Annotated in this window: 11 protein-coding genes; all 11 read left to right on the forward strand. The window is 35.0% G+C overall.

Going from position 1 to position 13,537, the window contains the following annotated elements:
- The 11 genes from KORDIASMS9_RS05725 (at position 1) to KORDIASMS9_RS05775 (ending at position 13,529) form a co-directional block, all read left to right on the forward strand.
- Positions 1–1,428, forward strand: coding sequence for a hypothetical protein (locus KORDIASMS9_RS05725; protein WP_162819778.1), 1,428 nt, complete (start codon positions 1–3; stop codon positions 1,426–1,428).
- Between the two features lie 104 nt (positions 1,429–1,532).
- Complete coding sequence (locus KORDIASMS9_RS05730; RefSeq protein ID WP_162819779.1) at positions 1,533–2,093, forward strand: hypothetical protein; 561 nt, start codon at positions 1,533–1,535, stop codon at positions 2,091–2,093.
- 66 nt (positions 2,094–2,159) lie between these two features.
- Entirely contained in the window at positions 2,160–3,347 is a 1,188-nt protein-coding gene (locus tag KORDIASMS9_RS05735; protein WP_162819780.1) for a hypothetical protein, read from the forward strand.
- A 159-nt stretch (positions 3,348–3,506) separates the two neighbouring features.
- Positions 3,507–4,757 (forward strand): O-antigen ligase, encoded by a 1,251-nt coding sequence (locus tag KORDIASMS9_RS05740; protein WP_114901924.1) that lies wholly within the window; start codon positions 3,507–3,509, stop codon positions 4,755–4,757.
- A gap of 18 nt (positions 4,758–4,775) precedes the next feature.
- On the forward strand, positions 4,776–5,321 hold the full coding sequence (locus KORDIASMS9_RS05745; RefSeq protein WP_114901925.1) for an acyltransferase: 546 nt from the start codon (positions 4,776–4,778) through the stop codon (positions 5,319–5,321).
- On the forward strand, positions 5,314–6,510 hold the full coding sequence (locus KORDIASMS9_RS05750; protein WP_114901926.1) for a hypothetical protein: 1,197 nt from the start codon (positions 5,314–5,316) through the stop codon (positions 6,508–6,510). The genes KORDIASMS9_RS05745 and KORDIASMS9_RS05750 overlap by 8 nt, the downstream gene beginning before the upstream one ends.
- Positions 6,497–7,627 carry a hypothetical protein gene (locus KORDIASMS9_RS05755; RefSeq protein WP_114901927.1) on the forward strand — a complete coding sequence of 377 codons (1,131 nt, stop codon included), beginning with the start codon at positions 6,497–6,499 and terminating at the stop codon, positions 7,625–7,627. Before KORDIASMS9_RS05750 ends, KORDIASMS9_RS05755 begins: the two co-directional genes overlap by 14 nt.
- Positions 7,608–8,141 (forward strand): acyltransferase, encoded by a 534-nt coding sequence (locus KORDIASMS9_RS23965; RefSeq protein WP_114901928.1) that lies wholly within the window; start codon positions 7,608–7,610, stop codon positions 8,139–8,141. Before KORDIASMS9_RS05755 ends, KORDIASMS9_RS23965 begins: the two co-directional genes overlap by 20 nt.
- Before the next feature lie 10 nt (positions 8,142–8,151).
- Positions 8,152–9,474, forward strand: coding sequence for an O-antigen polymerase (locus tag KORDIASMS9_RS05765; protein WP_114901929.1), 1,323 nt, complete (start codon positions 8,152–8,154; stop codon positions 9,472–9,474).
- 26 nt (positions 9,475–9,500) lie between these two features.
- Positions 9,501–11,615 carry a bi-domain-containing oxidoreductase gene (locus KORDIASMS9_RS05770; protein ID WP_114901930.1) on the forward strand — a complete coding sequence of 705 codons (2,115 nt, stop codon included), beginning with the start codon at positions 9,501–9,503 and terminating at the stop codon, positions 11,613–11,615.
- A 33-nt stretch (positions 11,616–11,648) separates the two neighbouring features.
- Positions 11,649–13,529, forward strand: a complete 1,881-nt coding sequence (locus tag KORDIASMS9_RS05775; RefSeq protein WP_114901931.1) for an alginate lyase family protein — start codon at positions 11,649–11,651, stop codon at positions 13,527–13,529.
- Positions 13,530–13,537 lie beyond the last annotated feature (8 nt).

Raw genomic sequence — 13,537 nt, forward strand, 5'->3', positions numbered from 1 at the left:
ATGAGAAAGTTACTTTTAAAAATGGTATTGCTCACAGGAATCGTGCTTGTATGCGTAAGCTACATGTCGTACTATGTGACTGAAAAAAGAGAAGGTGTAGATCGTTGGACAGAGTTTTACAATCAGGAAGAAAATACGGTAGACATTCTTTTTACAGGAAGTTCGCTGAGTATTTTTTCGTTTATTCCACAAGTATTTAATGCTAAACTGAATGCAAAAACATACAACTTAGCAATACCTGTACTGAACATCAAACAGATTTACTACAATTTACCAGAAATTGTAAAACACCAAAAATTAAAAGTGTTAGTTGTAGAAGCTAGATCAATTGATATTGTTGATGCTGGAGAAGACAACAGACTAGGATATAAATTTGAAAACTTAGATGGTCAAAATCTAAATTTAAACAAAGTAAAATCGGTCCTTGGCCAATTTTCAGAAAAATCGAATATTGTCAATAGCTTTTTTCCGTATTTCAGAAATCACCACGAATGGGCAAATCTTGAACTATTAGAAGAAAATTTAAACTATGAATACAAGCCTAGCGAATACGATGGTTATAAAATTGGAATCTACAGAAGAGTAAAAGACAATACGATAAAAAAGAGACTAAAAGAAGTCCCGAAAGATTTTAAATTCCCGGAAGAAAATATAGAATACTTGGGGAAAGTAGTTGACTTTTGTAACGAAAACGATATCAAACTTCATATTGTAAGAGCTCCTGTATTAAACTATAGTACCTACAAGGGTTTTTATTTAGATGAGGTATCTCCGATCACAAAAAAACTATGTGACAGCTTGCAAATCAGTTACACCGATTTATATCCAACAGGTGATGTAGAAAAATTAAATATTACCAAAGTGGATTATTATGACATGGTGCATTTTAATCATTTAGGAGCTTTAAAGTTTTCTGAAAAAATTGCTGATGTATTTGCTAATCAATATAATTTTGAGCCCAAAGAAGATGATGCATTCATGCAGAATGATGCAGAATATTACCTTTACAACAACAAATTAGACGAAGCAAAAACGGTATTTAAAGGAGATTTTCAGCTTTCAGAAGACATTCTCATCAAAGAAGTACGCATACAACGAACCAAAAATAACGAACATATCTTTTTTATTTTATTAGACAAAGAAACAGATATTACAGAAATGACCTCGCACCGATTGGGAATTTACTATTACCCTGTAAAAGAGCAAATGCCGTTATTAAAACTACCTAAAGAGGCAAAGGTAAGCTGGAAAAGAATTGTAACCGATCACGCAATTCCTACCAATTACAAAGACTATAAAGTGGTACATGCCGCGTATGAAACTATAGATCCTACGAATTTTAGAAAAATAGAAATCAAATTTTTTAAAGTTAGGGAAGGTTGGATTAAAAAAATCTTAACAATAGAAGATGTCGATTTAACTGAGTAAGAGAAACAAAGAAGCCAATCATATTAAACAAAGAAATTTCTATAAACAAATAATCATTGTATATTTGAGGTTTCAAATTAAAAAAACGAAACAAAATACATATTATGAAAAAACTCATCTTACTTTTTGCTTTAGTAGCTTTTATCGCATGTGGAGAAGATAAAAAAGGAGAAAAAAAAGATCCTGAAGCAGGCAAAACGGTTGTGAAAGAAGAAGAAAAAGAAGTAACACCTGCGTATCCTGCTATTCAGAAATTTAGTCAAGAGCCAATGTATATTCATACTGCATTACATGCTTTTGATGATGAAATTAGTGTTGAAGAAGTAGGCGTTGTACCAGCAGCTGAAAAAGATGCGTACCATTTTGTATTCTACTTTAGTGATGACACAAACTTTGAAAAATTAGAAAACTATTATTTAGCCTTAATGCTATATCCAGAAGATGTAAGCACTATTGAGTCTGAAAAAGATAGAAAAAGAGGCTTAACCGCTAAAAGTATTAAATGTGAATTGGTACAAGATGGAAAATCGGTAGCAGTTGTCATTCCAGACTTTAGAATTCTTGGAAAGAAGATGAAAAGTGGAAAAGCATATTTATACAAACCAGGCGGAGGAATTTTAAATCCAGGAAGACCAAAACTAATTGTTGAAGAGTTTTCTTTATAAAAAATACGGTTCTATCTTGATGAACCCTATTTTTTAGCTGTTAACAATTATATCCAAAATCAACGAATGAAAAGTAAGATTGCAAAAATTATATCTTCAAAGAGTATATTAATTTTTGCAATCTTACTTTTTGCTTCCAACTTTGTTTCAAAATTGTGCAAAGAAGTATTCTCCATGAATGCTTCCTTTTACCCAAGCACCATTTTAAAAATACTAGCGGTATTTGTACTAGGAATCTATTTTGTGATGTTTCTACGGAAAGACACATTGGCAAAATACGTGTATATTCTCGTTGGAGTTTTCCTAGTAGATGTACTGATCAAAGTGTTCCATCAAGAGGCGTTCTCCGTAATTATGAGCAAAGGCTATTTTTTCTCAAAATTAATTTTCTTCTTTTTATTGGCCATCGCGATCAAAGATGTAAAAAAGGAGCATTTAGAAAAAACCATCAACGCATTATTCTTAATCGCTAAAATCAATCTCATCTTTATCGTGATTGGTTTTTTGTTCAAGATTGACATCTTTAAATCGTATCCGTATACAGACCGATTCGGATTTAATGGAATCATTTCAGAACCTGGAATTAGCAGTTATTTTTACATGCTGCTCGCCATTATAGCGTACATGAAATACATTTACAAAAAAGGAAGTCTTATCAACCTGCTACTGATCTGTATTGGTGTTTTTTTCCTTGGAACAAAATCAGGATTGCTATTTCTGGCCATTTTGGTATTTATCCATATACTGATACTTCTCAAAAAGAATATATACCGACTTTCGTTTGTGGCAGTATTGGTGACTTCGTTTTTAATTTTAAAGGATACAATCATTACGTTAGCCATCAACTCGTTCAGTTTTGGACCGTATATCTACGAAAAACACGGATTGCTCACGTTTATCACTTCCAAAAGAGATTTACTCTTTATAGATGCCATGACGTACATTAAAGAAGAGTGGAATGTACTCAACTATGTTATTGGCGGAATTGATCTAAAAATGCACCGAGTAGAGTTTGAATTTGTCGATATTTTTCTATTTCTAGGAATTACAGGACTTTTGGTATACATTTTCATCCTTAAAAAAGTATTCTTCCAAAAAAAACAAGATTGGCTGTATAGTGTTTTATTTCTCACCATCATATTAATTAGCAGTTTAGGCGGAAACTTATTTTTCTCTATTACCAATGCGTTCTGTTTTGCGGTTGTTTTTATGTATTTAAGAGACATCAATACTGCCGAAGAAAAACAGTTGTAAATGCGCTCTTAGCTTGGTTTTTAAGCCAATCCATTCCAGTGAATGTACTGTCATTAGTAATAAAATAGCAATAGACGGCAGGATTTCATTTACTTCTTAGTTAATTGTGTATTTTTGCGCTTGTTGAACACACAAAACCTTGTCTGAAAACGGTAATTTATGAATGTAGCGATTACAAATTTCTTAAAAGAAAAATCGGTAAACACATACCTCATACACATTGCATGTGCGTTTGTATTCTTTATAAATATTAGTGAAAAAATATCAACACTATTACTCATCTTATTCTTTGCCACAAGCATACTGAACATTAAAAACTTTTCACGTGCACAATTTAAAAAAGTAAGTATCATCTTTCTACTATTCATTGTGTATGTAGGCATCAATCTTATTGTAGAAGAAAACTTCTTGTTTAAAACGGTTGAAAAAAAACTATCACTTTTCATTCTGCCCATTGCGTTTTCCATCATGTATGTGGATAAAAAAGCAATATACCAAGTATGTTTATTTTTTGTGTATGGAGTGGCTTTTGGTTGTCTATTAAATTTGATAGAACCATTCATCAACGATTTTGATTGGGCAACCATGCAGTTTGTGGAGGTAAAGCAAAAAGTTGTTTTTAAAAACCATAATTGGCTCAATCATTTTTACTCATTACACTTTCCAAATTTTCTAGACAGATCGTATTATTCTATATACTTGAATTTTGCGATTGCTGTGGTTTGGTATTTGTTAAATTGGAAAATGCGACACAAAATAGCCATTATCCTATTCTTTTTACTACACATATTTTTGTCTAACAGCCTCATTGGACTTTTAGGTTTAGGTGTATTATTTGTGGTATTTACCTTTAGTATTCGCAAACCATACTTAATACTGTTAATTCCTGTACTTGTCACCATTGTAGTATTGTTGTCTCCGCGACTTCTTAAATACAGTTCAGAATTTTGGTTGTATTTGACAGAACCCGATAAAATACCCAAAGACTTCTTAGGAAACCGATGGCGTATGTGGACCTGTTCTATAGACCTTATTCAAGAAGCGCCTTGGTTTGGGTATGGAAAAGAAGGTTTTGATATGGCATTCAACGATATACTGCATGAAAAAGTTGGTTGGAGTCGTTACTTACTCAGTCAAGTAGGATTCAATTCGCACAACCAATACATGCAAATTTGGGGCGAAATAGGAATTTTTGGAGTTCTCATTTACATCGCAGCATTTATTAGTTTTATCATTCAAGCGGTAAAAAAGAACACGAATGCAAAATTTCTAAAACTAACTTTCATACTACTCATTGTCCTTTTTTCTTTTTCTGAAACCGTGATTAATAGATACATAGGAATTTCCTTTTTCATATTTTTTTACTGTTTTTTACAAGTGAATTCGAGCTTGGATAGAGAAAATTGTTAATTTTGTCAAAAATTTAAAATGTTGAAGCATAGCATTATTTTAAAAATAGGAATCCTATTAATAAAAAACATAGCGATTTTTCAAGTTCCCGTATTGCGGGACATTCGATGGTTTTTTTACAGGAAATACTACGGAGCTCCTAAATTATATGTAGATAGTGGTGTAGACATTTCTTCAGCACATACCAATGCAAATGCTTCTTTTGAAGGAACAGGAAAAATAAACCTCGGAAAAGGTGTGTACATAGACTATTCTGGAGGTGTAAAAATTGGACATGCAGTCGCCGTATCTGCAGGCGCAAAAATATTTACACACAATCACGATATCAACGGAAAATTTAAAGATTGGCAAAAAAATGGCATCACCTATTCTAGCGTAGTTATTGAAGATTATGCCTGGATTGGTGCCGATGCGTTAATCATGCCGTCCGTAAAGCGTATCGGAGAAGGAAGTATCATTGGCTCAGGAGCGGTTGTTACCAAAGACACAGAACCGTATGGAATTTATGTTGGAAACCCAGCAAAGAAAATTGCACAAAGAAAGGTAGGCGAATTCAATGAATAGAATCATAGCTATTTTGCCTTCATTGGCGTTGTACGGATTAGGACTTGCCAGTTTCTTCTTCTTAGACATCTACATTTCTTCAAATTACGATCAAGAATTTGTAAGTCAATGGGCATTCTATAAATCCAGTATATTTATCCTTGGCGGATTTTGTATTTTAGGCTTCGACCAAGTCATGGTGCGTGTTCCCAAATTACACTTCTTTATCAAAAAGAAATTTGTATTTCAGTCACTGCTCATCAGTATTTTAGGCACATCGTTAGTTTGGTTTTTCTATCCGCTACAAAATGTGTGGTTGTTTTTTGTGACGCTCAACCTGTTTTCTATGGTGATTTTCCTTTCGGGAATCTTTAGAGCCAATCAAAAATTTACCATTGCACAATTAGCCACCAACGGATGGAAAATTGTCATTGTAGCTGCTTTTTTCTTAATTGTAGAAAAAAACATGCTCAACCTGCTTGCCATGAGTTTGGGACTTATATTTATCATTCTCATATTACTGTATGTAAAAAATTATAGCAAAGCACCTTCTGGCGATGAAATTCTCAAATATGATACGTATAGAAAAACGGGAATTGCCTTCTTTTTACACAACATGACCTTGACAAGTGCAGTGTATGGCGAGCAATTTATCATCAATCTATATGGAAACGAATACATTTCATCAGAATTATTTATGTATTTCGCGTATTTCAGTCCCATCATACTCAGTGCCAATGGCTTCATCGGCTTCATCATTGGTCCAAAACTAAGAGCAAGAAAAACCGTAACGACGGCAGATTATCGGTCGTTGCAATTAAAATTGGTATTATTTGCCGTAGTCATGGCGCTCATTTCTTTTGCAGTAGGGATCTTTTTATTAGATCAATTCAAAGGAACACCTTTTGCTGAGGTGAATATTCCCTTGGCAATAACGGTATTGGCGTGTTGTATGATTCGAACCGTATACACAGCTTCTTCCTTATACTTAGGCGTATTTGGAAGCAACGCTTTCTTATACAAAACGGCAGGTCTTAACTGGGCTGTGCTTATCACATATATCTCATTAATATTAGTAGGATTAATAAGTAACATCGCAGTAGACACACTGATTATTGTGATTGCAATCCTCACAACATTGCACTGGCTTTCGCGATTAATTATATCGCACAGCTATGCAGTAAACGTTTTTAAAGATGAAAAACATTAAAATAGTTGCACCACTTTCGTCACTATCTGAAAGAACTCGATTATACAAACTAACTCTATTTTTACATGATACGTTAGGCTATAAAAACATAAAACATGTGGGTTGGGAACGCATTCCTGGTGAAAGAGAAGAAAAAAGATTTGATTTTAAAATAGAGAAAAAAATCATTCTAAAAGGTGGCGGTTATGGGACAAGCAAAGTAAAAGGACTCTATTTTTTATGGTTGATCAAAACCTTTTTTTACTGTCTCAAATTTGGAAAAAAAGACATCGTTTGGGCATTGGGTTTTGAAAGTGCCTTTCCCGCAATGATGGCATCCAAAATAAAAGGCTTTAAAGTTGTATTTGACGATGCCGATCGCTTCTCTATGATCTTTAAATTTCCGAGTTTCATAGACAAAATTATACGGTTTTTAGAAAAAAGAACCTCACGAGGTGTTGACTTTCATGTAGTGCCTGGAGCAGAGCGATATGACTTTGAATCTAAAAAGTTTTATGTGTTAAAAAATACGCCCAGTGAAAGCCAAATAGAAAAAGCTAAAGAAATCAGTAAGAATTTAGAAAAACCTGCTAACTTTGTCATCAATATCAATGGATGGTTAGGCGCTGGTAGAGGAATGAATGAAGCGCTCAAACTAGTGAACACTTTAGAGAATGAAGCGATAAAAATCATTCTCATTGGAAAGTTAGATTGTACTGCTGCTGACGCTTTGGCCAAACACAAAAATGTAATATACAAAGGAAAGTTGTCTAATTCTGAAACGTTGGCAAACTACTTCCTATCAGATATGGTATTAACGTATTACGATCCAAAATTGGAAATTAATCAATATGCCGAATCAAATAAATGGGGAGATGCTGTTAAAACAGGAATTGGAATTATTGTAAATGAAGAGGTAAAGTCAGCAAAATTCATAAAAGAAAACAATCTTGGAATTAGTGTCCCGTACAATGATGTTGATGCATTGGTGAATGAAATACAAAAGCTATTAAACGATCCTTCTAAATTATTAGAATTAAAATTGAACGCAAAAAAATATTCGGAAATCATGCCGTTTTATGAAGATCAGTTGATACAACTCTTTAAAAAAATAAACAATGAAGAAGAAGCCAGGTAAAATAGAGAAAGCATATACTTTTTTGTTAATAAAAATGATCGGAAACTTCAGTCCTAGAAGAGCTACAAACATTCAATACAAGTTCTTCAAAAAATATGGAATGAAATTTAACGGGAAACCCAACTACATTTCTTCTAAAATTTGGTTTGACGGTACAGATTATTCCTTAATTTCTATTGGAAAAGAGGTAACCATGTCTAGCTATATTAGAGTATTAACACACGATTGGTCTCCACACACTATCGCAAAAGCTTTTGACATTCCACAAGAAAAACCCTTAGGGATTTTAAGTACTATTGAAATTGGAGATTACGCATTCATTGGCACAGGAACCATACTTATGCCAGGATGTAAAATAGGAAAAGGATGCATCATTGGCGCAGGAACTGTAGTAAGAGGTGACATTCCTGATTTTAGTATATACATCGGAAGTCCTGGAAAAGTTGTAGGAGATTCCAGAAAATACCTGAAATCCAAATTTCCACAATTCGACTCACCAGAATATAATATATAAAAAGTAACACATGATTATATTTCTGAGTATCTTATTAGTAATTGTATTTGCATTTACGCTATATTTTATACTTGCCAGAGGAATAGGAGCACTATTTTCTCAACCAGTGGTGTTGGGTGTATTGTTTTTTACCATCATTCATCTTTTACTACCGTTATTACAAATAAATGAAGACTATTACAGATACCAAACAGAATACGCATTACTAACCATCATACTCTCCATAGTTTTAGTGGTGTTAGGACAATTTCTGTTCATGCTGTTTATTACCCGATTTAACTTAGATTATTACAAACTATTCAAAGATCTCCAAGTCAGTGATAGGGAAATAAAGCGAATGCTCTTTGTGGGCTTCCTCGTATTTCTAGTAGGATTTTATTTCTCCTATCAAAACCTTTCCATCATTCTTTCTGTGGGCGTAACGGAATACCTCAGAGACAGAATTAGTTTCGGACAAGGAAAAGGAATACAACTATTATTTGCCCATTGGACGTACGTGTCAGCTTTCATATTCATTTTTTGCTACTATATGGCCGGCACAAAAAAACTCAGAATAAGAGCACTTATTTTAAGTATTCTCTCCTTTGGAATGAGCATGCTCTATTACTTTCTAAACAGTAACAGAAACTCTATATTTATCATGTTATTGCTTTTGGGTGGCGCATGGTTTATCAACAACAGATCGCTCAATACGAAGGCAAACAAAAAGCAGATGAAAAGAATCCTCTTGATGTTTGTACTTGTTGGAGTAGCATTTATACTTTTCTTCAATATTGGAAAAGAACGCTATGCATTATATGCATCAAGACATAAAGAATTCAAATATCCATTAGTAAAATCGTTAAACGGAGCCTTTGGAAACCATGAAAACATCCTTTGGATGCTTGAAAATGACTATGAAAAATCATACGGTCAAACCTATTTAGCAGGATATGCAAACGTAATTCCTCGAAAACTCTGGCCAGGCAAACCTTTAGGCGCTGGACCAAAACTGAAAAACTTTATTGATCCCGGAAGTTATGTGTTGGGTAGAGACAGGAATTCATCACTCACCACAGGCTTTTTTACAGAATTACAGATGAATTTTGGCGTGGTAGGAATTGTCATATTCCCCATATTCATTGCCATTGTTATGGGACTCATATTACAACACCTAAACAGATCCAATTACCTGATTGTAAAAATGGCATCCTTTTTTACCATGATTCTGTTTTTTACTCAATTTTACTTTGCGGAATTCCTTGGGTTTTTCTCGCGATATTTTATAACAATAATACCATTTATCATCATATACTTAGCTGTTAGTGTAAGATTCAAACTTACCAAAGGCTAAGCATACATTAAATACGACACTTTCTCATGAAACAAATATTACAGTCTTTTAAAACAGGAGTCACAGAATTAGCAGAATTGCCATCTCCTAAAGTAAAAGCAGGTCAAGTTTTAATACAAACAACCCGAAGCTTAGTATCCTTAGGTACAGAACGTATGTTAGTTGAATTCGGAAAAGCTTCGCTGATTCAAAAAGCAAGACAGCAACCTGATAAAGTAAAAATGGTGCTCGACAAAATAAAAGCAGAAGGATTAATGCCTACGCTTGAAACTGTCTTTAACAAACTAGAGCAACCCTTGCCATTAGGCTATTGTAATGTGGGGAAAGTAATTGCCGTTGGAAAAGGAGTAACCGATTTCAAAGTAGGAGACCGTGTAGCTTCTAACGGACAACATGCGGAATTTGTTTCCATTCCACAAAACCTAGTGGCACATATTCCCGACAATGTTTCTGATGATGAAGCCGCATTTACAGTCATTGGTTCTATTGGACTGCAAGGAATTCGGTTGATCAATCCTACGATGGGAGAAACCATTGTCGTTGTTGGACTCGGATTGATCGGTTTACTCGCCGCAGAAATGCTCATTGCCAACGGTTGTAGAGTCATTGGATACGATTTAGATGATAAAAAAGTAGAAATCGCGAAAAGCAAAGGTGTCATCGCTTTCAATCCACTCAAAGGAAATGATGCTGTAAAATTTGTACTCGAAAATACCAACAACATCGGTGCTGATGGTGTGTTAATTACCGCATCTGCCAAAACCAATCAAATCATTTCGCAAGCCGCTCAAATGAGCCGAAAAAGAGGAAGAATTGTACTTGTTGGAGTTATCGGATTAAATATCTCCAGAGCAGAATTCTACGAAAAAGAACTCAGCTTTCAAGTATCGTGTTCGTACGGACCAGGAAGATACGATGATGACTATGAATTTAAAGGAATCGACTATCCGTTGCCATTTGTGCGTTGGACAGAAAAAAGAAACTTTCAAACCGTATTGCAACTCATCTCTTCGGGGAAATTAGGGGTAGAAGAATTAATTTCGGAACACATTCCGCTTAATGATTTTGAAAAAATATATGGCGATATTGGAAACTCAAAATCCATTGCCGTACTCTTCAAATACAATGAAGACAGCAAACCAGAAAACAGCATTGTAGTTACCAAAAAAGAACTGCAAGCAGGAAACGGAGTTATTGGATTGGTAGGCGCAGGAAACTTTACCAAAATGACCTTGTTGCCAGCCTTAAAAGGAAAAAATGCACAAATAAAACACATTGTTTCTTCGGGAGGAGTCAACGGAACAGTACTTGCCAAAAAGCACGGTATTGCCCAAAGTACCACAGACTATAATTTAGTCTTGGACGACAAAGAAGTAGATGTAGTCATGATTACCACACGACACAATTTGCATGCAGATATGGTCATCAAAGCATTGGACAAAGGAAAACACGTCTTTGTAGAAAAACCGTTGGCGCTCAACAACGAAGAATTAGAAGCCATTCAAGAATCGTATAGCAAAAACAAAGGCTCCTTAATGATTGGGTTCAACAGACGATTCTCTCCACATACACAAAAAATAAAATCACTCATTGGCGATTCACCAATGAATGTTATTGCCACGATGAATGCAGGCGCCATTCCACCAGAAGTTTGGGTACACGATATGAAAATTGGAGGCGGAAGAATCATCGGAGAAGCATGTCATTACTTAGACCTTATCGTATTCCTTACGGGAAGTAAAATAAAAGCAGTTTGTATGAATGCCTTGGGAGAAAATCCGCAAGAAAACACAGACAATGCTTCCATCTTAGTCAAACTAGAAAATGGTTCTACGGGAGTTGTCAACTACTTTGCCAATGGTTCCAAATCATATTCAAAAGAACGTTTAGAAGTATTCTCACAAGAGAAAACACTCATCATGGACAACTTCATCAAAACAAGAGGATATGGTGTAAAAGGATTCTCAAAATTAAAAACAAAACTAGACAAAGGGCACAAGGCGCAATTTGGTCAAATCATTGAAAAAGCAAAACAAGGAAGCATTGAACTCATTCCGTATGAAGAACTCATCAACGTAACCAAAGCGAGTTTTGCAGCCATACAAAGTTTAAAAGAAGGGAAATGGATTGACATTGAATAACTCAATTCGTTAAATGCAGTAACAGTTCATAACATGATTCAAAAAATAAAAAAAATAAGCAATCTGATCTCCAACATGGGAGCACGCTACCTTTTTTTTAGAATCTTTTATACGATCAAAGCAAAACTAGGTTGGCAAAAAAAAGCATTTCCAACCAATCCCGATTTCAAAACATACATTTCATTAAAAGAATGGAGCGAAAACATACCTCCATTCTTTTTTTATGGAAAAAATAGTCTCAAGCTGCCAAAGCAACAAACGGAAGCGCTCGCAAATACATTTCAAGACATTGAAAACGGAATCTTCACCTTTTTCAACAAATCAAAACTCACTATTGGTACGGAATACAACTGGTTGGTCAATCCGTCCACAGGATATCGGTACAATAGCAACAAACACTGGTCGGAAATTCAAGACTTATCCACAGAAGCAGGAGATATCAAATATGTATGGGAAAAAGCAAGATTCTCATACATATATGACATTATCCGCTACGATTATCATTACAATGAAGACAAATCAGCATTTGTATTTAGTGAAATAGAAAGTTTTATAGACAAAAACCCTATCAATCAAGGACCAAATTACAAATGCAGTCAGGAAATAAGTTTACGTACGCTCAATTGGACATTTGCCTTATACTATTACAAAGATTCGCCACATCTTACGGAAGCGTTATTCAGTAAAATAATGCACACCATTTACTGGCAAATTCATCACGTATATCACAACATCAACTTCTCTCGTATTACGGTGCGAAACAATCACGCCATTACCGAAACCTTGATGTTGTACCTTTCGGCGAAACTATTTCCGTTTTTACCCAATGTACAAAAATGGAGCAAGCACGGTAAAAAATGGTTTGAGCAAGAAATTGCCTATCAAATCTATGAAGATGGTACGTTCTTGCAATTCTCAATGAATTACCACCGAGTTGTGGTACAATTGCTTACTTGGGCAATACAACTTGCAAAGCTCAATGGAGAACAATTCAATCCAAAAGTATACGAAAGAGCGCAAAAATCGCTCGATTTCTTGGACAACTGTACGGATCCCGTAAGCGGGAAATTGCCCAACTACGGTTCCAACGACGGTGCTTTGTTCTTCAAACTTACCAATGACGATTACCGAATCTATACATCGCAACTAGATGACTTACGCGCTGTATTAAACGGATACACCTACAACGAATCTGAAAGTGCGCATTGGTATGGAATTCAGCCAGAAACAAAAGCATACCAAACGCCAGACACGTTAAATTCCTATACAAAAGGCGGTTACTACATCATGCAAGATGGAAACACCAAAACCTTCATCCGTTGCGGAAAATACAAAGATCGTCCGTTTCAGTCAGACAACTTACACATTGACATTTGGGCAAACGGAATCAACTATCTCAGAGACAACGGTTCGTACAAATACAACACTTCCCAAGAAGAACTCAACTACTTCAATGGCTGTGAAGGACACAATACGGTCAGTGTTGGCAAAGCCGATCAAATGCTAAAAGGAGGCAGATTTATTTGGTATTACTGGGTAAAAAAAGCAAAAGCAAGTCTGCAAAAAAAGGCAAACACCTATGAATTTGACGGAAACATCAAAGCCTTTGCACAGTTGGGTAACAACATCGTACATCGAAGAAAAGTCACAAAAATAGCAACCGAAAATCGCTGGGAAATACAAGACATAGTTCAAAACAAAAAAGAGCATGCTTTATATCAATACTGGCATGTACATCCTGATCATTTTGACAAAGTGAACATTAGCACCAAAGACGATCAAGGAAACGAACTAAAACCGTTAGTAGAAGAAACATGGTTTTCTGGGTATTACGGAATTAAAGAAAAATCGCTTCGCATTACGTTTACTACTGAGCGAAGCAACATGACAACATCAATTCAGATTAACACCTAAGTAACAAA

Origin of the sequence: Kordia sp. SMS9 (assembly GCF_003352465.1) — a bacterium.
Taxonomy (GTDB): Bacteria; Bacteroidota; Bacteroidia; order Flavobacteriales; family Flavobacteriaceae; genus Kordia.

Bases quoted from the DNA above. Each gene is read 5' to 3' on its own strand.
- KORDIASMS9_RS05725 (WP_162819778.1), top strand. From the start codon at position 1: ATGAGAAAGTTACTTTTAAAAATGGTATTGCTCACAGGAATCGTGCTT.
- KORDIASMS9_RS05730 (WP_162819779.1), top strand. From the start codon at position 1,533: ATGAAAAAACTCATCTTACTTTTTGCTTTAGTAGCTTTTATCGCATGT.
- KORDIASMS9_RS05735 (WP_162819780.1), top strand. From the start codon at position 2,160: ATGAAAAGTAAGATTGCAAAAATTATATCTTCAAAGAGTATATTAATT.
- KORDIASMS9_RS05740 (WP_114901924.1), top strand. From the start codon at position 3,507: ATGAATGTAGCGATTACAAATTTCTTAAAAGAAAAATCGGTAAACACA.
- KORDIASMS9_RS05745 (WP_114901925.1), top strand. From the start codon at position 4,776: ATGTTGAAGCATAGCATTATTTTAAAAATAGGAATCCTATTAATAAAA.
- KORDIASMS9_RS05750 (WP_114901926.1), top strand. From the start codon at position 5,314: ATGAATAGAATCATAGCTATTTTGCCTTCATTGGCGTTGTACGGATTA.
- KORDIASMS9_RS05755 (WP_114901927.1), top strand. From the start codon at position 6,497: ATGAAAAACATTAAAATAGTTGCACCACTTTCGTCACTATCTGAAAGA.
- KORDIASMS9_RS23965 (WP_114901928.1), top strand. From the start codon at position 7,608: ATGAAGAAGAAGCCAGGTAAAATAGAGAAAGCATATACTTTTTTGTTA.
- KORDIASMS9_RS05765 (WP_114901929.1), top strand. From the start codon at position 8,152: ATGATTATATTTCTGAGTATCTTATTAGTAATTGTATTTGCATTTACG.
- KORDIASMS9_RS05770 (WP_114901930.1), top strand. From the start codon at position 9,501: ATGAAACAAATATTACAGTCTTTTAAAACAGGAGTCACAGAATTAGCA.
- KORDIASMS9_RS05775 (WP_114901931.1), top strand. From the start codon at position 11,649: ATGATTCAAAAAATAAAAAAAATAAGCAATCTGATCTCCAACATGGGA.